The sequence below is a fragment of the Janthinobacterium lividum genome, assembly GCF_034424625.1.
In the GTDB taxonomy this organism is placed as follows: Bacteria; Pseudomonadota; Gammaproteobacteria; order Burkholderiales; family Burkholderiaceae_D; genus Janthinobacterium; species Janthinobacterium lividum.
Genome location: NZ_CP139976.1, coordinates 2,197,265 through 2,218,577, shown reverse-complemented (window position 1 = coordinate 2,218,577; position 21,313 = coordinate 2,197,265). Strand labels below are relative to the sequence as shown.

18 protein-coding genes are annotated in these 21,313 nt (G+C 63.9%); 9 read left to right on the top strand and 9 right to left on the bottom strand.

Going from position 1 to position 21,313, the window contains the following annotated elements; all coding sequences use genetic code 11:
• Position 1: 1 nt before the first annotated feature.
• The 3 genes from U0004_RS10125 to hemC are packed head-to-tail and all read right to left on the bottom strand — an operon-like array spanning position 2 to position 2,947.
• Entirely contained in the window at positions 2–1,150 is a 1,149-nt protein-coding gene (locus tag U0004_RS10125) for a uroporphyrinogen-III C-methyltransferase (protein ID WP_034786161.1), read from the bottom strand.
• The gene (locus U0004_RS10120) at positions 1,147–1,929 is read right to left on the bottom strand and encodes a uroporphyrinogen-III synthase (protein WP_115057609.1); all 783 of its coding nucleotides are present in this window, start codon (positions 1,927–1,929) and stop codon (positions 1,147–1,149) included. The genes U0004_RS10125 and U0004_RS10120 overlap by 4 nt, the downstream gene beginning before the upstream one ends.
• Positions 1,922–2,947, bottom strand: coding sequence for a hydroxymethylbilane synthase (hemC, locus tag U0004_RS10115; RefSeq protein ID WP_256608692.1), 1,026 nt, complete (start codon positions 2,945–2,947; stop codon positions 1,922–1,924). The genes U0004_RS10120 and hemC overlap by 8 nt, the downstream gene beginning before the upstream one ends.
• A 243-nt stretch (positions 2,948–3,190) precedes the next feature.
• Here hemC and ppc point away from each other — a divergent pair, with 243 nt between their 5' ends.
• The 3 genes from ppc to U0004_RS10100 all read left to right on the top strand — a co-directional run bounded on the left by ppc (position 3,191) and on the right by U0004_RS10100 (position 9,203).
• On the top strand, positions 3,191–6,031 hold the full coding sequence (ppc, locus tag U0004_RS10110; protein ID WP_070254952.1) for a phosphoenolpyruvate carboxylase: 2,841 nt from the start codon (positions 3,191–3,193) through the stop codon (positions 6,029–6,031).
• A 177-nt stretch (positions 6,032–6,208) separates the two neighbouring features.
• A complete protein-coding gene (locus U0004_RS10105) occupies positions 6,209–8,005 on the top strand; it encodes a PAS domain-containing sensor histidine kinase (RefSeq protein WP_070254954.1) in 1,797 nt (598 codons plus the stop codon).
• A gap of 55 nt (positions 8,006–8,060) precedes the next feature.
• Positions 8,061–9,203 (top strand): hypothetical protein, encoded by a 1,143-nt coding sequence (locus U0004_RS10100; protein ID WP_070254956.1) that lies wholly within the window; start codon positions 8,061–8,063, stop codon positions 9,201–9,203.
• A gap of 56 nt (positions 9,204–9,259) precedes the next feature.
• Here the strand turns inward: U0004_RS10100 and rpoD are convergent, their stop codons facing one another.
• Positions 9,260–11,818 carry an RNA polymerase sigma factor RpoD gene (gene rpoD, locus U0004_RS10095; RefSeq protein WP_070254958.1) on the bottom strand — a complete coding sequence of 853 codons (2,559 nt, stop codon included), beginning with the start codon at positions 11,816–11,818 and terminating at the stop codon, positions 9,260–9,262.
• A 569-nt stretch (positions 11,819–12,387) separates the two neighbouring features.
• Between rpoD and U0004_RS10090 the strand changes: the two genes are divergently transcribed.
• Genes U0004_RS10090 through U0004_RS10080 form a run of 3 tightly spaced genes read left to right on the top strand, consistent with a single transcriptional unit; the run spans position 12,388 to position 14,003 of the window.
• The gene (locus U0004_RS10090) at positions 12,388–12,897 is read left to right on the top strand and encodes a ProQ/FINO family protein (RefSeq protein ID WP_034786166.1); all 510 of its coding nucleotides are present in this window, start codon (positions 12,388–12,390) and stop codon (positions 12,895–12,897) included.
• 9 nt (positions 12,898–12,906) lie between these two features.
• On the top strand, positions 12,907–13,554 hold the full coding sequence (locus U0004_RS10085) for a 3'-5' exonuclease (protein ID WP_070254960.1): 648 nt from the start codon (positions 12,907–12,909) through the stop codon (positions 13,552–13,554).
• A 20-nt stretch (positions 13,555–13,574) separates the two neighbouring features.
• The gene (locus U0004_RS10080; protein WP_070254962.1) at positions 13,575–14,003 is read left to right on the top strand and encodes an SMI1/KNR4 family protein; all 429 of its coding nucleotides are present in this window, start codon (positions 13,575–13,577) and stop codon (positions 14,001–14,003) included.
• Between the two features lie 21 nt (positions 14,004–14,024).
• On the opposite strand, the gene U0004_RS10075 is transcribed toward U0004_RS10080, so the two are convergent.
• Together U0004_RS10075 and U0004_RS10070 are read right to left on the bottom strand one after the other, a co-directional pair.
• Complete coding sequence (locus U0004_RS10075; protein ID WP_034786172.1) at positions 14,025–14,372, bottom strand: DUF4870 domain-containing protein; 348 nt, start codon at positions 14,370–14,372, stop codon at positions 14,025–14,027.
• Between the two features lie 99 nt (positions 14,373–14,471).
• Positions 14,472–15,884 carry an aminotransferase-like domain-containing protein gene (locus tag U0004_RS10070; protein ID WP_070254964.1) on the bottom strand — a complete coding sequence of 471 codons (1,413 nt, stop codon included), beginning with the start codon at positions 15,882–15,884 and terminating at the stop codon, positions 14,472–14,474.
• Positions 15,885–16,047: 163 nt separating this feature from the next.
• On the opposite strand from U0004_RS10070, the gene U0004_RS10065 reads away from it, so the two are divergent.
• Together U0004_RS10065 and U0004_RS10060 are read left to right on the top strand one after the other, a co-directional pair.
• Positions 16,048–16,782: a c-type cytochrome gene (locus tag U0004_RS10065; protein WP_070254967.1), complete on the top strand. Its 735-nt coding sequence runs from the start codon at positions 16,048–16,050 to the stop codon at positions 16,780–16,782.
• The gene (locus tag U0004_RS10060) at positions 16,779–18,053 is read left to right on the top strand and encodes a cytochrome c (protein ID WP_070254969.1); all 1,275 of its coding nucleotides are present in this window, start codon (positions 16,779–16,781) and stop codon (positions 18,051–18,053) included. Before U0004_RS10065 ends, U0004_RS10060 begins: the two co-directional genes overlap by 4 nt.
• 53 nt (positions 18,054–18,106) lie before the next feature.
• On the opposite strand, the gene U0004_RS10055 is transcribed toward U0004_RS10060, so the two are convergent.
• Positions 18,107–18,742 (bottom strand): SAM-dependent methyltransferase, encoded by a 636-nt coding sequence (locus U0004_RS10055; protein WP_070224987.1) that lies wholly within the window; start codon positions 18,740–18,742, stop codon positions 18,107–18,109.
• Positions 18,743–18,930: 188 nt separating this feature from the next.
• Here U0004_RS10055 and U0004_RS10050 point away from each other — a divergent pair, with 188 nt between their 5' ends.
• A complete protein-coding gene (locus U0004_RS10050) occupies positions 18,931–19,716 on the top strand; it encodes a head GIN domain-containing protein (protein WP_034786183.1) in 786 nt (261 codons plus the stop codon).
• Between the two features lie 60 nt (positions 19,717–19,776).
• On the opposite strand, the gene U0004_RS10045 is transcribed toward U0004_RS10050, so the two are convergent.
• A complete protein-coding gene (locus U0004_RS10045; protein ID WP_034786185.1) occupies positions 19,777–20,319 on the bottom strand; it encodes a YaeQ family protein in 543 nt (180 codons plus the stop codon).
• Positions 20,320–20,369: 50 nt separating this feature from the next.
• Positions 20,370–21,251 carry a formyltetrahydrofolate deformylase gene (gene purU / locus U0004_RS10040; RefSeq protein ID WP_070254971.1) on the bottom strand — a complete coding sequence of 294 codons (882 nt, stop codon included), beginning with the start codon at positions 21,249–21,251 and terminating at the stop codon, positions 20,370–20,372.
• Positions 21,252–21,313: the final 62 nt, after the last annotated feature.

The following is a 21,313-nucleotide window of genomic DNA, read 5'->3' as shown; positions in this document are numbered from 1 at the left end:
CTCAGGACTTCGCTTTGTAGTTGCGCACAGCCGTCAGGCTGTCGGACAAGGTTGGCATCTCGATGGCCAGGTTGCTGCCCTGCACCTGGCGCAGCAGGGCTTGCGCCGTCTGCGTGCTCTTGGCGCGGGTATCGAAATACTTGGCCAGAGCATCCTGCGCCGCGATCAAGTCGTTGCGGAAGGCCGTTTCATTGCGCGACAACAAGGCCATGCGGGCATTGAGCAGGCGCAGCTTGACGTTTTCACGCAAGAAATACGATTGCGTCGGCGACAGCATCAGCGCTTCCGGCGTATCGACGCGGCGGATGCGGATCAATTGACGCACGTCGGCCCACATGTCGCCGCTCCAGGTATTCCAGCCGTCGCGCACTTTTTGCAGCAGCGGTTCCGGCGCAGGCGGTCCCATCAGCTTGCCGCTCGCATCGCGCACGGGCTTGGCCTTGCCCGGTTTTTCCGGCGCGGCCGGCAAGGCCGGCGTTTCGTCGGACAGCATCGGCAGGGAGTCGACCTGGGCGATCACGGCATCGAGGCGCAGGGCCACGCCCGTCGAATCGACGCTGGGCAGGGCCTTGAGCTTTTCCATGTCGCGCCCGATGGCGCGGCGGATGGTGATGAATTGCGGCTTGTCGGAACGCGACAGGCTACGGTCCGCGTTTTGCAGGGCGATCAGCGCGCCGGGCACGTTGCCGGCCAGCTGCAGCTGCTGGCTGGCCGTCGACAGCACTTGCTCGATTTCCGTCAGCGCCCACTCGTCGCGGTTCTTCGACAAGTCGTTGTACAGTTGCTCCAGCGCCAGCTGCTGGCTTTGCGTTTCGCTCTGGCGGTTTTCCAGCGCGCCCACCTTGATTTCCAGCTCTTTCGTGCCTTCTTGCACGTTGCGCGCCAGCACGCCCGTTTCGGCATTGCTGACATCGCCCTTTTGCAGGCGCTTGGCCACTTCTTCGCGCAGGTTGCGGATCTGCTTGCTGGTCGACCAGCTTTGCGCAGCCAGCAGCACGGCCAGTACGATGACGGCGATGCTCATGGGCTTTTGCAGCTGTTCGAGCAGGGTCGGCGCGCGGCCGGCAGGTTGGTCGGCCGCCTGCGGCGCCGTCTTCACGGCGCTGCCAGGCGTTGCATTCGGTTCGGAGAGTGTAGGCATTTCGTTCATGGTCGTGATTGTAACGCGGCGAGCACTCCTGCGTCGCCTGATCCTGTCAAGGTGACACGGGCAAAACCCAGGGCCGCCGCCGTTTGTGCAATGCGGGCGTGCGGCACGATCAGATGCTGCTGTTGCATTTTCACAACAACTGTCTTTTCAGCATCCATTTCGCCCAGCAGCGCCAGCAGACCGCGCAGCGCTTCCGAGCTGGTGATGATCCAGTCATTATTATGCTGCAACAGATTTTCCAGGGTCGCCCGCAAGGCCGGCGTCAGCTTCGGCACCTTGCGGCGGTAGGCCGTGACGAACTCGACTGCGGCGCCCGCGGCGCGCAAGCCGTCGGCCAGATAATCGCGTCCGCCATCGCCGCGCACGATCAGCACGCGCTTGCCGCGCAGGGCCGGCAAGTCCAGCGCCAGCAACAGATGTTCGGAATCGCTGCGCGCCGTATCGAGCGGACTCGTGATGCTGGCATTCGCATCCGTGACGCCATGCGCCCCCAATGCCATCCTGCTGCCCTCGCCCACCACGGCCAGCGGCAGGCCTGGCGGCCAGGCGGGCAAGTGCGCAAAGACGCAGTCGATGGCGTTGGGCGAGACGAACGCCACCAGGTCATATTCGGCCAGGCGCGCCAGCACGGCTTGCAGCTGCGCGCATTCCTCTGCGCCGTCAAGCGCGTGGATTTCCAGCAGCGGCAGCAGTTGCACGGGCAAGCCCAGCGCCGCGATTTTGGCGGCCAGCGGCCCCGCTTGCGCCGCGGGCCGCGTGATCACCACGGTGTCAGGCATGCGGCGCCAGGCCTTCATGGTTGTCGGGTGTGACGGCGCACGAGGCGAGGATGCCGGCGGCATCTTGCCCGCGCAGCAGTTCGGCCACCTGCTCGCCCAGCTGTTCCGGCGCACCGGCCGGGCCACTGACGTCGGCGCTGGCCATGCGCGCGCCATCCGGCGTGGCGACCATGGCGCGCAAGCGCATGTTGCCACCGTCGACTGTCGCGAACGCGGCCAGCGGAATCTGGCAGCTGCCGCCGAAGATCTTCGACACCTTGCGCTCGGCCGTGACGGCTTGCGCCGTATCGGTGTGGTTCAGCGGCGCCAGCAGGCGCACCAGGTCGGCGCCGTCGGCGCGCCCGCTGCGGATTTCGATCGCCATGGCGCCCTGGCCGGCGGCCGGCAGGCTGTCTTCCGGCGCCAGCACGGCGCGGATGCGCGACGCCAGGCCCAGGCGTTTCAAGCCGGCGGCGGCCAGGATGATGGCGGCGTAGTCGCCACGGTCCAGCTTACCCAAACGCGTATCGAGGTTGCCGCGCAGCGGTAAAATCGTCAGGTGCGGATAGCGCGCGGCGATCAGCGACTGGCGGCGCAGGCTGCTGGTGCCGACGACGGCGCCATGCGGCAAGTCGGCCAGGCTGGCGTAATCGTTCGAGACGAACGCATCGCGCGGGTCTTCGCGCTCGAGGATGGCAGCCAGGGCAAAGCCTTCCGGCAATTCCATCGGCACGTCTTTCAGCGAATGCACGGCCAGGTCGGCGCGGCCTTCTTCCATCGCCACTTCCAGCTCCTTGACGAACAGGCCCTTGCCGCCTACCTTGGACAGGGCGCGGTCCAGAATCTGGTCGCCGCGTGTGGTCATGCCGAGAATTTCAACGCTACACTGCGGATACAGGGCAGCCAAACGGGCGCGCACGTGTTCAGCTTGCCACATGGCAAGACGGCTCTCGCGCGTGGCGATCACCAGGCGGGCGGGAATCTTCGGCGTCAATTCGTTCACGGGCAATTCATTCGGGGTCAATTCGGATGCTTTCAAAACAAGTTCTTTCGCTGTGGCTGTCGTTGTCATTATCGTTGCCATTTGGCCCGTCCGATATCAATTTGTATCGAAAAGGCGCCTGGCGTCGCTATAATCGTTATCCCTTGGCCTAGAAGGCCAAGTCAGGCTAGCGTCCATGTTGAAGACCACAAATTTTATCATGCGCCCCCTCCCCTCTGCGGCCAAACGCCCGGTGCGATCCACATTCCCTTGCTTTTACACTTACTTTGGTTCTTTATTATGCTCAATGACGCAGTAGCACCAGAAATAGTTCCAGCGGCCGGCTCCGACAAGGACGCGCCACTGAAAGAAGACATCCGCCTGCTGGGCCGCCTGCTGGGCGACGTGCTGCGCGAACAGGAAGGCGACGCCGTCTTCAATGTGGTGGAAACCATACGCCAGACGTCCGTGCGCTTCCGCCGCGAAGCGGACGCGGGCGCCGCGCTGGAGCTCGACGCCATGCTCAAGGAACTGAGCCGCGAACAGACGATTTCCGTCGTGCGCGCCTTTTCCTACTTTTCGCATCTGGCCAACATTGCGGAAGACCAGCACCACATCCGCCGCCGCCGCGCCCATTTGCTGGCAGGCTCGCCGGCGCAAAAGGGCAGCGTCAGCTTCGCGCTGAAAAAACTGCGCGCCGCCGGCGTGCCGCGCAAGACCGTCGACACCTTCTTCCAGGACGCCCTGATCGCCCCCGTGCTGACGGCCCACCCGACGGAAGTGCAGCGCAAGAGCATCCTCGACGCCGAGCACGACATCGCCCGCCTGCTGGCCGAGCGCGACCTGCCGCAGACGCCGAAAGAGCGGCACGCCAACATGCAGCTGCTGCGCTCGCGCGTGGCCACCCTGTGGCAGACGCGCATGCTGCGCTATTCGAAGCTGACGGTGGCCGACGAAATCGAAAACGCCCTGTCCTACTACCGCATCACCTTCCTGCGCGAACTGCCGGGCCTGTATGACGATATCGAGGACGACATCGCCGCCGAGTACCCGAACGGCAATGGCACCATCGAACCGATCAATGCCGCCTACGTGCAGATGGGCAGCTGGATCGGCGGCGACCGCGACGGCAATCCGAACGTCAACGCGGGCACCATGCAGCACGCGCTGGCGCGCCACGCCACCACCATCCTCGACTTTTACCTCGACGAAGTGCACGCGCTGGGCGCGGAATTGTCCGTCTCGACCCTGATGGTGGGCGTGAGCGGCGAACTGCAGGCGCTGGCCGACCAGTCTCCGGACGCCTCGCCGCACCGCAGCGACGAACCGTACCGCCGCGCCCTGATCGGCATCTATGCGCGCCTGGCCGCCACGGCCCGCGCCCTGGGCGCCACCAACATCCTGCGCAAGGAAGTGGGCGCCGCAGCCGCCTACCCTGACGCGGCCGCCTTTGTGGCCGACTTGCGCACCATCGTCGCCTCGCTCGAGTCACACCACGGCGCCGCCCTCGTGCGCCCGCGCCTGGCCACCCTGGCGCGGGCGGCCGACATCTTCGGTTTCCACCTGGCCTCGCTCGACATGCGCCAGACCTCGGACGTGCACGAACGCGTACTGGCCGACCTGTTCGCGAAAAGCGGCGTGGCCGCCGACTACACGGCCCTGTCCGAAGAAGATAAGCAAGCGCTGCTGCTGAACGAACTGGCCCAGCCGCGTTTGCTGTACTCGCCCTACATCAGCTACGCCACGGAAACGGATTCCGAGCTGGCGATTCTGCGCGCGGCGCGCGACATCCGCCAGCGCTACGGCGCGCGGGCCATCCGCAACTACATCATCTCGCACACGGAAACCGTGTCCGACTTGCTGGAAGTATTGCTGCTGCAAAAGGAAACAGGCTTGCTGTGCACCGACTGGCAAACTGGCGACAGCAGCTGCGAGCTGATGGTCATCCCCCTGTTCGAAACGATACCCGACCTGCAGCGCGCGGCCGGCATCATGAGCCAGGTCATGGCCTTGCCCTTGGTCAAGCAATTGATCGCCAAGCAGGGCCAGTTGCAGGAAGTCATGCTCGGCTATTCCGATTCGAACAAGGATGGCGGTTTCCTCACCTCCAACTGGGAACTGTACAAGGCGGAACTGGCATTGGTGGCGGATTTCCGGAAGGCCGGCGTCAAGCTGCGCCTGTTCCATGGCCGCGGCGGCACGGTAGGCCGTGGCGGCGGACCCAGCTACGAAGCCATCCTGGCCCAGCCGCCGGGCACCGTCAACGGCCAGATCCGCCTGACGGAGCAAGGCGAGATCATCGCCTCGAAGTTTTCCAACGCGGAAATCGGCCGGCGCAACCTGGAATTGCTGGTCGCCGCCACCCTGGAAGCGAGCCTGGCGCCGCAGGAAGCCAATCCGGCCCGCAACAGCCAGCTGGCGCAGTTCGAAGCCGTGATGGCGCAACTGTCGGACCTCGCCTACCACGCCTACCGCCACCTCGTGTATGAAACGCCGGGGTTTACGGAGTATTTCTTCTCGGCTACGCCGATTGCGGAAATTGCCGAACTGAACCTCGGTTCGCGCCCTGCCTCGCGCAAGGCCAACCAGCGTATCGAAGACTTACGCGCCATTCCCTGGGGCTTTTCCTGGGGCCAGTGCCGCCTGCTGCTGCCGGGCTGGTTCGGCTTTGGCAGCGCCATCGAAGCCTGGATCAGGCAGGCCGACGGCGCCGCGCAGGATGAAAGGATCACCACCCTGCGCGCCATGCATGCCGAATGGCCATTCTTTGCCACCCTGCTGTCGAATATGGACATGGTGCTGGCCAAGACGGACCTGGCGATTGCCTCGCGCTATGCGGAACTGGTGGCGGACCAGGACTTGCGCGAACGCATCTACAAGCGCATCACGGACGAGCATGGCAACACCTTGCGCTGCCTGGAGCTGATCACCGGCAATACCGAGCGCCTGGCGGGCAATCCGCTGCTGGCACGCTCGATCCAGAACCGCTTCGCCTATCTCGATCCGCTGAACCACTTGCAGGTGGAATTGATCAAGCGCAACCGCGCCCTGTCGGCGGAAAGCCGGATCGATGAAAGGGTGCACCGCGGCATCCAGCTGTCGATCAATGGCGTGGCGGCCGGCCTGCGCAATACGGGCTGATAGAGTCACATTGCCATCGGCAGGCAGGGGCCGGCACCGCAAGGGCCGGCCCTTTTGCTTGCTCAATGGAAAAATATTCTCAATAAAACAACATTTGGTATTACACTAGCGTCAGATACTTTTCCCTCTTCGGCGCCAGGCGCACCGCAGCGGCCAACCATGACGCCAGGGACGCGGATGAGCAAATGGTCGATTGAAACGCTGAGTACGGCATGCGCCGCCCTCATCCTGATCATGCTGGGCTGGCTGGCTGGCGCAGCCTGGCAGGCACTCGACTTTTGGGAACATGTCTGGCTGGCGCTGCTGCTGGCCGCCGCTGCCGGCACGGCCATGTGGCTGATGCGCACGCTGCGCGCCCACCTGGCCAGCACGCGCCAGCAGCTCGATGCCAGCGCCATGCGCTACCGCGACCTGAGCGAAGCGGCGCAGGACGGCATGTGGCAAACGGACGCGCACGGCCGCATCCTGCACGTCAACCAGCGCCTGTGCGACATGCTGGGCCTCCCCGCCGAGCTGCTGCTGAACCATACCATGGAGGAATTCCACGACGAGGCTACCTTGCTGCGCCTGTGTCCGCTGCGCCAGACAGCCACGGATAGCTGCATGGGAGAACTGCATTACCGGCACAGCGACGGCTCGGAACGCTGGGCCATGATCAGCGGCCGCTGCCTGTACGACCCGCAAGGCAGCCTGACGGGCGCCCTCGTGCTGGCCAGCGACATCACGGAACACAAGCGGGCCGAACACGCGTTGAGCGTCGCCCATGCGGAACTGGAAAACCGCGTGGCCCTGCGCACGGCGCAGCTGCTCGATGTCAATCTCCAGCTCTCCGCGGAAATCGCCATGCGCGCGCAAACGGAAGCGGCGCTGGCGCGCAGCGAAGAGCGGCTGCAGGACATCATTTCCATGATGCCCCTGTCGCTGTTCCTGAAAGACGCCGATTCGCGCATGCTGCTGATGAACCAGGCCTGCGAGCAGCAATGGGGCGTGCTATTCCAGGATATCGCCGAGGGACGCGACGTGCAGCACTTTCCCTCGGACCAGACCCAGGGATTCCATGCGGCGGACCAGGAAGCGTTTGCCAGCCGCCAGGTGGTGATCCGCGAAGAATTGGTATGGAATGCGCGGCTGCAGGAAAACCGCCTGCTGCAGACGCATAAAAAACCCATCTTCGACGCGCAAGGCCGGCCGCAGATGATCATCGCCATGGGCATCGACATCACGGAAAGCAAGCGCAACGAGGAGAACCTGCAGCGCACCCTGGCCCAGCTGCGCGAACTGACCGACCACCAGCAGACCATCAAGGAAGAGGAAAGGCGCCGCATCGCGCTCGACATTCATGACGACCTGGGCCAGAACCTGATGGTGCTGCGCATCGATGTGTCGCTGCTGCATGCGCGCACGGCCAAGACCCACCCGCGCCTGCACCGCCACGCCCAGCGCGTGCTCGACACCATCGATGCCACCATCCGCTCGGTGCGCACCATCATCAATGACTTGCATCCCAGCACCCTGGAACTGGGACTGGGCCCGGCGGCCGAATGGCTGATACGCCAGATGGAAAGCCGCGGCGCCATCCGTTACCAGCTATCGCTCGACAGCGAGGTGCCCGACCTGGGCCTGGACCAGCGCCAGACGTCGGCCATCTTCCGCGTGCTGCAAGAATCGCTGTCGAACATCGTGCGCCACGCCCAAGCCAGCGAGGTGAAGGTGGCGTTGGCGCAGGATACGGATGCCATCGTGCTGCGCATCAGCGACAACGGCATCGGCATGCAGCCGGACGATCACGGCAAGAAGGCCGCCTTCGGCCTGAAAAGCATACGCGAACGCGTCCACGCGCTGGGCGGCGAACTGCGCATCGACAGCCAGGCGGGCCGGGGCACGGTGCTGGCCATCCACCTGCCGCAGGCGAGGAAAGGCGCGCCAGCCGGGCATGATGAAATACAGAAATTATCAAAAACAGTAGCAAATTAAGTATGCATTCTCGACATTAAAAAGTATAGTAAGTTTTTTCTTTGAGGAAACTATCATGCCGCCACGGTTCTCCCGCTTCCACGCCCCACTGCTGGGCCTGTGCCTGCTGGCCGCCATCCCCACCGCCAGCGCCACCCTCTATGCCGAACGCGGCTTTGGTGAAAGGGATGGCAACGGCAGCATCGCGTCCGACCTGAATCCGGCGGGCCTGGTGGCCGGCGTCATCATGGAGCAAGAAGGACGGCGCCGCGCCGTGACGTATCAGCATGGCCGCATCCGCGAGCTGGGCACCCTGGGCGGTGACGAAGGCTTCACCAAGGCCATCAATATCCATGGCGTGGTGGTCGGTTCGGCGCAGACGGCCAGCGGCGCCTGGCACGCCTTTCACTACGATGCAGCGGGCGGCATGCGCGACCTGGGCACCCTGGGCGGCACCAGCAGCTATGCCACGGCCATCGCGCGCGGCGGCCAGGTGGCCGGCTATGCCGATACCAGCGGCGGCGATTTCCACGCCTTTGTCACGAAAGCCGACCACAGCCTGCAAGACCTGGGCACACTGGGCGGCGCCAGCAGCTATGCCAGCGGCCTGAACAGCCATGGCGTGGTGGTCGGCACGGCCCAGCGCGGCGACGGCTTCCGCCGTGCCTTCGTCTACCGCCCCGGCGCGGGCATGCAGGAAATCGGCACCCTGCCCGGCGGACGCATCAGCTCGGCCACCGCCATCAATGACGCGGGCCTGGTCGTGGGCGCTTCGGAAACGGACAAGCGCCGCTGGCACGCCTTTGCCTGGGACGGCAAGCGCATGCTCGACCTGGGCGCCCTGATCGGCCAGGGCGACAGCTACGCCACGGCCGTCAACGCGGCCGGACACGTCGTCGGTAGCGTCAGCATCAACGGCTTCGAACCGATGACCTTTGTCTACAAGGAAGGCGTGATGACGGTGCGCCGGCGCGACGATGGCCTGTACCTGACCAACAAGATCACGGATGGCGGGCTGGTGGTGGGCGCCATTTATACGGGACATAAATTCCAGGCCTTCGCCGTGCCGTCGCAAGCGTCGCCACCGCCGCCACCGCGCCGCACCCCGCTGGACTGGCTGGTCATCACCTTCATCCTCGGCGCCAGCGGCGTGGCGCTGTACCAGCTGCGGCGCCGTCATCGCGCCGGCGTGACGGGCCAACGCATGCATTTCCTGTAAGCCAACGCTGCGGATGGACGAAAAAAAAGAGGCTTGCGCCTCTTTTTTGTGACTGCTTAGTTTTGCGTCAGGAAAGTTTTGAGTTTGTCCGAACGCGAAGGCTGGCGCAGCTTGCTCATGGCTTTCGCTTCGATCTGGCGGATGCGCTCGCGCGTCACGTCGAACTGCTTGCCCACTTCTTCCAGCGTGTGGTCGTTCGACATTTCCACGCCGTAACGCATACGCAGCACTTTCGCTTCGCGCGGCGTCAGGGAATCGAGTACTTCCTTGATCACGTTGCGCATCGACGCGTGCAGCGCGGCGTCCAGCGGCGCCAGGGTCGTGTTGTCTTCGATGAAGTCGCCCAGTTGCGAATCGCCATCTTCGCCCATCGGCGTTTCCATGGAAATCGGCTCTTTCGCGATCTTCATGATTTCGCGCACCTTGTTTTCCGGCATTTCCATCTTGACGGCCAGGGTCGCCAGGTCCGGCTCGCTGCCCGTTTCCTGCATGATCTGGCGCGAGATGCGGTTCATCTTGTTGATCGTTTCGATCATGTGCACCGGCACGCGGATGGTGCGGGCCATGTCGGCGATCGAACGCGTGATGGCCTGGCGGATCCACCAGGTGGCGTAGGTCGAGAACTTGTAGCCGCGGCGGTATTCGAACTTGTCGACGGCCTTCAGCAAGCCGATGTTGCCTTCCTGGATCAGGTCGAGGAATTGCAAGCCGCGGTTGATATATTTCTTGGCGATCGAGATCACGAGGCGCAAGTTGGCCACCGTCATTTCGCGTTTCGCGTGACGCGCGCGCTTTTCGCCGGCAGCCATCTGCTTGTTGATCTTGCGCAAGTCAGCCAGCGGCAAGGCCACGCGGGCTTGCAGGTCGATCATCTTCTTTTGCAGTTCTTTCACGGCAGGCACGTTGCGGCTGAGGATGGCGCTGTACGGATACTTGCAATCGACTTCGCGGTCGACCCATTCCAGATCGCATTCATTGCCCGGGAACACCTTGATGAAGTGGGCGCGCGGCATGCCGCATTTGTTCACGCACAGTTCCAGCACGGCGCGCTCGATATGGCGCACTTCTTCCATCTGGCCGCGCAGGGTGTCGCACAGCTTTTCGACGACCTTGGCCGTGAAGCGGATGCCCAGCAATTCCTGCGAAATGGCTTCCTGCGCCTTGATGTAGGCTTTCGAGTTGTAGCCCTCGGGCGCCTTGCGCATCTTGTCGTACTGCGTCGAAATGACGTTGAATTTCTCCAACGCATTCTTTTTCAGCTGGGCCAGCTGTTCGCTGGAGAAACCGGCCGCGCCGCCATTGGCGTCGCCGTCTTCTTCCTCGGCTTCTTCTTCCTCTTCCTCGTCGTCACCGCTGGCGGCGGCAGGCGCGGGGGCAGCGGCGGGCGCCGGGGCATTGCTTTCGTTCAAATCGACAAAGCCGTCGACCACTTCATCGACCTTGATTTCGTCGCGCGCGATTTTTTGCGACAGCGCAACGATTTCGCCGATGGTGGTGGGGCAGGCGGAAATCGCCTGGATCATGTCCTTCAGGCCGCCTTCGATGCGCTTGGCGATCTCGATCTCGCCTTCGCGCGTCAGCAGCGCCACGGCGCCCATTTCACGCATGTACATGCGCACGGGGTCGGTGGTGCGGCCGAAGTCGGAGTCGACGGTCGACAGGGCGGTCGCGGCAGCCGCTTCCACTTCATCGTCGCTGGTGACGGTGGCGACGTTGTCAGTCAACAACAGGCTTTCCGCATCAGGGGCGCGCTCGTAGACGGCGATGCCCATGTCGTTGAAGGTGGCGATGATGCCTTCGATCGCTTCCGGATCGATGATGTTTTCCGGCAATTGGTCATTGATCTCGGCATAGGTCAGGAAACCGCGTTCCTTGCCCATGTTGATCAAGCCCGTGATCTGCTTGCGGCGGCGTTCCAGGTCCGCTGCCGAGGCTTCCGGATCGCCCAGTGCGTCCGCCAGGCCGCCCTTGGCCTTGCGGTCGCGCGCTTTCGACACGGCCTTCAGTTCGGCGCGTTCGACGGCGTTCAGCGCTGCCACTTCATCGTTTTCCGGCGTGAATTCGCTCGGTTTGCGGCCACGGCGGCCCGGCACCTTGACGGTGGGCAGGAAGTAATTCGAGGTATCGATGGCGGCCAGTGCATCGGCGTCCGTGGTCTTGCTGACCACTTGCGCGCCGGTGATGATGGTCACGGGCGCCGCTTCAGGCTTGGCGCGCACGACTTTCGAACGGGCTGCCGTCACCACCTTGTTCGTGGCGGCGCTTTCGCTGACCTTGCGCGGCGCGGCCGGGGCCTTGGCGCCGGGAGCGATCTTCACGCTTGGGGTTTTCGCCGGTGCGGCTTCGGCGGCCTCGGCCACGTCGGCAACAGCTTCGGCGGCCGGTGCGCTGACGGCCGCTTCCGCAGCCGACTCGGCCGGTGGCACGGCAGCCAGGCGCGAGCGGCTTTTCTTCACCACGGTGACGACGGTCGGCGCCGTCGTGACGGTGGCTTCCGGATTCGCTTGCGCATTATCGATGAAGTAAGATAAAGTCGTTTTGGGTACGGCAAGTGGCGCCGCGGCTGGGCGTGGCGCCTTGGCGGACAACGTTAAAGTTTTTGGCGTATTCTTCATGAGATATCTCTTAATGCGAGACCAGATGGTGTCGGCGCGAAGTGAATGATTCCACCTAAGCCTGCGAAACCGGACTCGATGGAGCGTATTGTTGCGGCTGCCGTGTTAACGGCAGCGGCGCCTGTCTATCGGGACGTTCAAAGCCCGCGCATCCGTCATGGGGAGCGGCGGGGCCGAAGCCGGGTCAGATAAATAAGCGATGTACATTGCGGAATGAAAAAAAGCCCGTACCAGAACGGGCTTGAATCTATTGTTGTTCAGTGAAGACACAGCGGAGAGCAAGATTATGCACGAAGGCCAGTTATCTGGATAATTGATAAACAAAATATCTGATATCAAAAATATCAATAATCGTGGCCTTGCACCGCACTGCTCCTATCCCCTGCACACCTGAGCCGGACCGTCAAATACGGGGTCCAGTCATCAGCGCAAGCCGACATTATACACATTTCCCGCATTTCGCGCTTGGCACGGCCAGCCACGCGCAGGCAGATCGCAGCGCAAGTTGCCAAAAAAGACAATGCACTTGCCTGTGGCGCGTGCTATGCTCCCCTTTTATAGCCCAACCAATGATGTCGATGACCAGCTCCACGCCAGACCAGCAAGCCACCACTCCTGACACGCCAGTCGATGCAGCCCCAGCGGCGGCACCGGCCGCAGCGACCACGCCGGCACCTGCCGGCCTGACCGCGCGCGCGCTGCTGAAGCAGTTTCAGGAGCAATTCCCGCCATTCCGCGATTGCCTGCCCTTGTCGATCGGTATCGACAAGCAGATCCTGGCGCGCCTGCCGGACCTGGACCGCAAGCTGATGCGCACGGCGCTGGGCATCCACACGGGTTCGCTGCGCTACCTGCGCGTGATGGAAAAAGCCAAGGTACGCTACGACCTCGACGGCACCGCCGGCGCGGAAGTGACGCAAACCCACCGCGACCACGCCACGCAAGTATTGCAGCAACGCTTCAAGAAGGAAGCCGAGCGCAAGAAAGCCGAGCGCGACGCGGCCGCCGCGGAAGAAGCGAGCCGTTTGCGCCTGGAAAAACTGAATCAGCTGACCGCGAAATTCTCGCGCAAAGGCTGATCCGGTTTCATGGACACAGCTGCCGCACCGCCACTGCCCCCCTATCAAGGCATTGCCCTCGACCACGTCAAGCTGGTACGCACCAGCGATGATGCAAAAGCGGCCATGGCCGCCCTGTTGGCAGCGGACGCCATCGGCTTCGATACGGAATCGAAGCCGACTTTTGTGAAGGGCGAGTCCTCCACGGGCCCCCATCTGATCCAGCTGGCCACCGACGACATCGCCTACCTGTTCCAGGTGGGCAGCACGCCGGCGCCGGCCCTGGCCGAACTGAAAGCCATCCTCGAATCGACCACCACCCTGAAAGTGGGTTTTGGCCTGTCCGACGACGTCAAGCGCCTGCGCAACAAGCTGGGCATCGCCCCGGCCCAGGTGCTCGACCTGTCCGTCGCCCTGCGCGGCGGCCAGCGCAACGACCTGGGCGCGAAGACGGCCGTGGCCAAGTTCTTCGGCCTGCACCTGCAGAAATCGAAAAAGATCTCCACCACCAACTGGGCCACGTCGCGCCTGACGGAAAAGCAGATCCTGTACGCGGCCGACGATGCGCAAGTGGCCCTGCGCGTGTACCGCCGCTGGATCGCCGACGGCGGCAAAGTGGCGCCGCAAAAAGCCCCGCGCGCCAGCACGCCGCCGGCCCCGCCACCCATCGCCGCCTGAGCAGGCGCGCCTTCTGCAGCATGAACAAGAGCAAGTCCATCGGCACCACGCCTGACGCGATCGCCGCCGCCGAACAGGCGCTGGGGCGCGAACTGCCCGCGTCCTACGTGCAATGGTTATTGGTGAACAATGGCCGCGCGCTGGGCGCCTTGACTGTATTTCCCGTCTACGACGCGGCCAATGCGCGCAAGACGTGGGAATCGATCACGCGCCACTACCGCGAAGACTGGCAGGAATGGCTGGAGAGTATGGGCGACAGCGGCAACGACGCCAGCAGCCTGCTGCCCTTCGCCCAGTTCGGCACGGGCGATTACTATTGTTTTGACTATGCACAAACGGGGCCGACCGGTGAACCGGTGGTCGTGCTGTGGTCGCACGAAACAGGCGCCACCACAGCGGTGGCGCCCGGCTTTGCCGCATTCCTGATACTGCCCGGCCGCCCGGGCTGACACCCGGCGGCCGGCGCAGCCTTATTTGACGAGCCGCAAGGTCAGGGGATAACGGTAAGTGACGCCATTGCTGGCCTTGACGGCCGCGACGATCGAGCACACCAGGTTGGCCAGCGCCACGATCCAGAACAGGAACAGGCCGATCAGCACGAACGACAGGATGAAGCAGGCGAAATACCAGATGATCAGGGTGATCTGGAAATTCAGCGCTTCGCGGGCGTTCTCGGCCGAGAATTTATCCGCATCGTCCTTCTTGATCAAATAAATGATCAGCGGCGCCACCCAGCTGGTGAACAGGCCGCCAACATGGGACAGAATGGCGATCGTCGTATCTTGCGTACGACCCACTTCCGGCTGCGTGTTATCCATTATCATTCCCATCATTAGTTATAGATACACCAATATAACAGCAATATTTCTTTTTGAAATGAAACACTTGCTGCCGCAAGGGACTTTTTTTGCTCTCCGCTATGCCGCCGCCAGCGCCAGTCGCCCCAGGGTGGCGATGGCCTCTTCCAGTTGCGGACTCCACGGGTGGCCGTAATTGAGACGGATGCAGTGGCGAAACGCGCGCGTGGCGGAAAAAATCGGGCCGGGCGCGATGCTGATGCCGGCCGCCAGCGCGCTGCGGTGCAAGGCCAGCGCATCGATACCGGCAGGCATTTCCACCCAGACGAAATAGCCGCCCTGCGGCCGCGTGACCCGCGTGCCGGGCGGAAAATGCACGGCAATGGCTTGCAGCATGGTACCTTGCTGCGCCGCCAGGGTCAGCCGCAGCTGGCGCAAATGGCGGTCGTAGCCGCCTTGCGCCAGGTAATCGGCCAGCGCCATCTGCAGCGGTATCGGCGCCGACAGGCTGGTGGTCAGTTTCAAGCGCTCGACCTGGCGCGCGTAGCGGCCCGCCACGGCCCAGCCCAGGCGAAAGCCGGGCGCCAGGGTCTTGGAAAACGAGCTGCAATGCATCACCAGACCCGCGCTGTCATGGCTTTTCGTCAGGCCGGGGCGCTGCTTGCCAAAGTACAGCTCGCCATACACGTCATCCTCGATCAGCGGCACGCCATGGCGCGCCAGCAGTTCGACCAGCGCGCGCTTCTTTTCCGGCGGCATCAGGCTGCCCAGGGGATTCTGGAAATTCGTCATCAGCCAGCACGCCTTGGGCTGGTGGCGCTGCAGCAATTCCTCGAGAGCCGCCAGGTCGACGCCGTCGCGGGGGCTGGTGGCGATCTCGACTGCCTTGAGTTCCAGCCGCTCCAGCGCCTGCAAACACGCATAGAAGCTGGGCGACTCGATCAGCACCGTGTCGCCGGGCCGCGTGACGGCTTGCAGGCACAGGTTCAGCGCTTCCAGCGCGCCATTCGTGATGACGATGTCGTCGCTGGACACCAGCACCCCGTCGAGCTGGTAGCGCAGGGCGATCTGGCGGCGCAGCTCCGCATTGCCCTGCGACAAATCCGTGACGGTGCTCCAGGGATCGAGGCGGCGCATGCTGGCCGACACGGCCCGCGCCAGCCGCTCCATCGGAAACAGATGCGGGCTGGGAAAAGCCGAACCGAAGGGCACGATATCGCGCGCGCCCACGGCGCCCAGCACCTCGAACACGAGGTCGCTGACATCGACGGTGGTGCTGGCGTCGAGCGGATGGGAACTGTCCGGCTCGGGCGCCAGCGCGGCGCGCTGCGGCGCCACGTAGTAGCCGGAGCGGGGCCGCGAGACGATCATGCCGCGCGCTTCGAGCAAATAGTAGGCCTGGAACACCGTTGACGGGCTCACGCCCCTGCGCGCATGCTGCTGGCGCACGGAGGGCAGCTTATCGCCAGGCAGCAACAACTGCGCACTGATCATGGCGGCGACTTCTTCCGCCAATTCCTCATATCGTTTCAACCCTGCTCCTCAAACTGATCCGTAGTTTTATTGCACAACTGATCCTGTCACAGTGACAGCACCCGGTATATGCTAGGGTAACAACATCCGGGCAGCAACACCGGCACGCCATCCCGACCGACGAGACAGCTCATTTCCCATGCCATTTCCCATGCGACTTTCCATGCTACTGCATTTCCCCCTCGTGCCGGTGCTGACCCTGGCCCTGGCCGTCGCACTGCCCGGCATGACGCTGGCCGCGCCCGCCGCCATCTCCGCCAGCCACGACAGCCTGGAACAGCGCATCAAGGCGTGCACGGCCTGTCATGCGCAACAGGAGCGCCACGACGCCTTCTTTCCCCGCATCGCCGGCAAGCCGGCCGGCTACCTGTACAACCAGTTGCTGAACTTTCGCGAGGGACGGCGCCAGTATCCGCTGATGAACTATATGGTCGAACACTTGCCCGACGATTACCTGCGCGAAATTGCCGAGTATTTTGCGGCACAGCACCCGGCCCCGCCGCCGGCCCAGCCCAGCGGCGCCGGCACGACAGCCCTGGCGCGCGGTAGACAATTGGTGCTGCACGGTGATGCCGGCAAGAAGATTCCCGCCTGTATCGCCTGCCATGGCCAGCAGCTGGCTGGCGTGGCACCCGCCATCCCCGGCTTGCTGGGCTTGCCGCGCGACTATATCAACGCCCAGCTGGGCGCCTGGAAGAACGGCATCCGCCGCGCCCATGCGCCCGACTGCATGGCGCAGGTGGCGCAGCGCCTGTCGGACGCGGACGTGGGCGCCGTCTCGGCCTGGCTAGGCACGCAAGTGGCATCGGCCGACGCGCGCCCCGCCAGCAGCATCGCCCTGCCCTTGCCGCTGCATTGCGGCGGCGTGCCTGGCTCCGCCGCGCAGGTGGCGCCATGAAAAAATGGATGATCGCAGCCGCCATCGTCGCCATCGTCGCGGCCGGCGCCAAATTCGTACTGTACCCTGACGACGATCCGGGCCCGCCCGCCGTGGCCAGCCCCCTGAACCAGGAACAGCTGGTCGCGCGCGGCGCCTACCTGGCCAAGGCGGGCGACTGCATGGCTTGCCACACGACGCGCGGCGGTGTGCCGTATGCGGGTGGACGCGCCTTGCAGACGCCGTTCGGCAAGGTGCTTTCGCCCAACATCACGGCCGACAAGGAAACGGGCATCGGCAGCTGGACGGCCGACGATTTCTGGCGCGCCATCCACAACGGCAAGTCGAAGGATGGCCGGCTGCTGTATCCGGCCTTTCCCTACACCAGCTACACCAAGGTGCGGCGCGAGGACAGCGACGCCCTGTATGCGTATTTCCAGAGCGTGCCGCCGCACCGGCAGGAGAATACGCCGCACGCGCTGCGCTTCCCCTACAACCAGCAGATCGCGCTGGCCGCCTGGCGCGCCCTGTACTTCAAGCCGGGCGTGTACCAGCCGCTCACGACGCAAAGCATGGAATGGAACCGCGGCGCCTACCTGGTGCAGGGCCTGGGCCACTGCGGCGCCTGCCATAGCAGCCGCACGACGCTGGGCGGCAGCGATGACGGCCTGTCGGGCGGCCTGATCCCCGTGCTGGGCTGGTACGCGCCGTCGCTGACGTCGGATGCGGAAGCGGGCCTCGGCGACTGGGACACGGCGCATATCGTGGCATTGCTGCAAACGGGCGTGTCGCCGCGCGCCACCGTCTTCGGCCCCATGGCCGAAGTCGTGCGGCAAAGCTTGCAGCACATGAGCACGGCCGACGTGCAGGCCATGGCCGTCTACCTGAAAAGTCTGCCCGGCCCCGCGCAGCCCGCACAACGGGCGCCGCGCGACACGTCGGAGCAAGCCAGGCAGCAACTGGCCCTGGGCGCGAAACTGTATGAGGCGCAATGCGCGAGCTGCCACCAGGCCGACGGCAAGGGCGTGCCGCCCGGCTACCCGCCGCTGGCCGGCAACCGCGCGCTGACGACGGAGTCGGCCGTGAATGCCATCCGCCTCGTGCTCAACGGCGGCTTCGCGCCCGGAACAAAAGGCAACCCGCGCCCCTACGGCATGCCGCCGTTCGGCCCCGTCATGGACGATGCGGAAGTGGCCGCCGTGGTCACGTACCTGCGCGCGTCGTGGGGCAATGATGCGCCGGCCGTGTCGGCCCTGGAAGTCAACAAATACCGCAGCGTGCCCTTGGAGTAACAGGCATGAAAAAACCGGCCAGCGCCGGTTTTTTTTATGTCAGGCAGCAATTCTCAGCGGAACTTGCTCTTGTGCCCTGTCTTCAAATCCAGCGCATAGCGCACGCCGTTGTCCGTCAACATGACTTCATCGGGCGGCTCTTCCCCGGCCAGGGCGCCGTCGATCAGGGGCAAGCCTTCGCCCTTGCGCATCAGGTCGTCGCAACGCTCGTACACGTTCACGCAACCGGTGGACGCCATCAGCGATTGCACGATGGCCACTTTCCACGCATCGACCCCGCCGGCGTTGAATTCACAGATAAGGTAGCCTTGCACGCCGCCGAACAGCTGCACCACCAGGCCGGGCAAGCCCTCGTCTTCGCCCTTGATCAGGGTCAACAGCTGGTTTTCGCCCGCCTTCTTGATGGCTGGCAGTTTTTTCTCGATGGCGGCCTTGACGCGGCGCTTGATCAGCGCGTGGTCGACCGGTTCGTCTTCCTTGAAACTCCAGATGCGCGCGCGGATCTGCGACTTCGAATTGTAGGCGGCGCGGGCGATGAACTGCTTCGACGAGCTTTGCACGATGGCCGTCGAGCCCGGCTTCATTTTTTCCTGCGGCTTGCCCTCGACTTTTTCTATCGCGGACGCGTAGATCCACGATTGGCCCAGCAAGCTCTTTTCCTTGCCCTGTTTGATGGTGATGATCAGCATGTAATTCCAGTAGTGTGAGCGGCGCGAGCCGGTCGTCGTATGTCCAATACCGGCATGATACCTCATGCCATCCTGTCGCATCCTCCTGCATTCCATGCCGCTGCTGGCGCAGTCTGTCGCAGCGCGGTACGCAAGCCTGGCCGGCTGGCATACCATGCACACAGTCCAATTCCAAACAGGGAGCAAGAATGACACACGCAATTTTCCAAGCCCGCCATGCCCGCGCCGTGACCACCCTGCTGCTGGCCGCCTGCGCGCTGGCCATCCCGGCCGCGCCGGCGCTGGCGTCGCCGCTCGACTGGATTTCCGGCAACAGCATCCAGGGCAGCGGCAAGCTGCAAAAGCAGACGCGCGAAGTGGGCAGTTTCCATGCCGTGGCGCTGAACGTGCCGGGCACGGTCGAATTGCGTATCGGCAACACGGACAGCGTCACCGTCGAGGCCGACGACAATATCCTGCCGCTGATCGAGACGGCGGTGGAGAACGGCACCTTGCGCATCCGGCCCGCCAAGCGCAACGCCAACTTCCGCCAGAGCAGCCTGACCATCGTCATCCAGGCGCGCCAGGTGGAACGCATCAGCGTGGGCGGCTCGGGCAACATCACGGCCACGGGCTTGCGCGCCGAGAATCTGCGCTTCGACGTGGGCGGCTCCGGCTCCATCCACGCGCGCGACCTCGACAGCCGCCAGGTCTCCGTGGCCATCGGCGGCAGCGGCAACTTCAAGGCCAGCGGCAAGACGGAGCAGCTGACGGCCTCCATCGGCGGCTCGGGCAATATCCAGGCGGGCAAGCTGGCCGCACGCGAGGTGCAGGTGAGCATCGGCGGCTCGGGCGAGGCGCAGGTGTGGGCCAAGGATGACTTGACCATCAGCATCGGCGGCTCGGGCGAAGTCAGCTACTACGGCGATCCGCGCATCAGCCGCAGCATGCAGCGTTCCAGCAGCATCAAGCGGCTGGGCAGTGCGCCGAACTAAGCGCCCGCAATGACAAAAGCCCGGAGCGATCCGGGCTTTTTGCGTTGCAAACGGTAAAAATCAGCGGGCCGGCTTCACCGGTTCGCGGTCGATCAGGACCGTGTTGACGCTGTCCGTCAGCCAGATCTGGCCATCCTGGATCGTGCATTGCAGCTGCATGCTGCGCTGCGCCAGCTTGCTCATGTCTTGCGCCGCCTCGGATGGCAAGTTGATCACGGTCAAGTTCTTCGCCCGCTCCAGTTTATTCGCGATCTGCTTCCACCAGATGTGGCTGGTTGCGCCATAGCTGTAGACGATCACCTGTTCCGAACGGCCGCACGCCTTCAGGATGCGCTTTTCGTCTGGCTGGCCCACTTCGATCCACAGCTGGATGGCGCCCGTCAAGTCTTTCTGCCACAGGTCGGGCTCTTCCGTATCGAACAGGCCCTTGGTGAAGGTCAGCGCCTCGTCGGCGTGGATGGCGAACGCCAGCAGGCGCACCATCATGCGCTCGTCCGTTTCGGACGGGTGGCGCGCCAGGGTCAGCGCGTGATCCTGGTAGTAATTGCGGTCCATGTCGGCGATCTGCAGATCGGCTTTGAAAATTGTTGCTTTGAGGGCCATCGTGTTTCTGTCTCGGTAAAGTGGATGTCAATATTGTACGGGCGAAGGTATCAGCGGAAAACCACGGTCTTGTCGCCATTTTTCAGGATGCGGTGCTCGACGAACCATTTCACGGCGCGCGCCAGCACCACGCACTCGACGTCGCGGCCGATGGCCGTCAGGGTTTCGGCATCCATCGCATGGTCGACGCGCTCGACGTCCTGCTCGATGATCGGGCCTTCATCCAGGTCGCCAGTGACGAAGTGGGCCGTCGCGCCGATCAGCTTGACGCCGCGGTGATGCGCCTGCGCATACGGCTTGGCGCCCTTGAAGCTGGGCAGGAAGGAATGGTGGATATTGATGGCGCGGCCATCGAGCGCCTGGCACAGGCCCGGCGACAGGATCTGCATGTAGCGGGCCAGCACCACCAGGTCGATCTTGTGCGTGTCCATCAAGTCGATGATCTTCGCTTCCTGCGCCAGCTTGGTCGCTTCCGGCGCGCCGGCCGCCAGCGGCAGGTGATGGAAGGGAATATTGTAGCTGGCCGCCAGCTGATAGAACTCCATGTGGTTCGACACGATGGCGGGAATTTCCACGTTCAGCAAGCCGCTCTTGTAGCGGAACAGCAAATCGTTCAGGCAATGGCCGATCTTCGACACCATCAGCATCACGCGCGGCTTGACGCGCGCATCGTGCAGCTGGCCGTGGAAGGGGCCGTTCAATTGCATGGCTTGCGACAGGTCGGCGAAGTCGCTGCGCAACTGGGCGTCGCTGACGGCGCCGTCTTCCAGCGCGAAATGCACGCGCATGAAGAACAGCTGGGATTCCTGGTCGCCGAACTGGGCGGAATCGAGGATGTTGCAGCCGCGTTCGGCCAGGAAGCCAGACACGCGGTGCACGATGCCGCGCTGGTCCAGGCAGGACAGGGTCAGGATGTATTCGGGATGCGTCATGGTCGCGGAATAAGGCAAAAAAGGTGGGCTATGCTCGGCTCAGCCACGCGCGCCGGCCATCG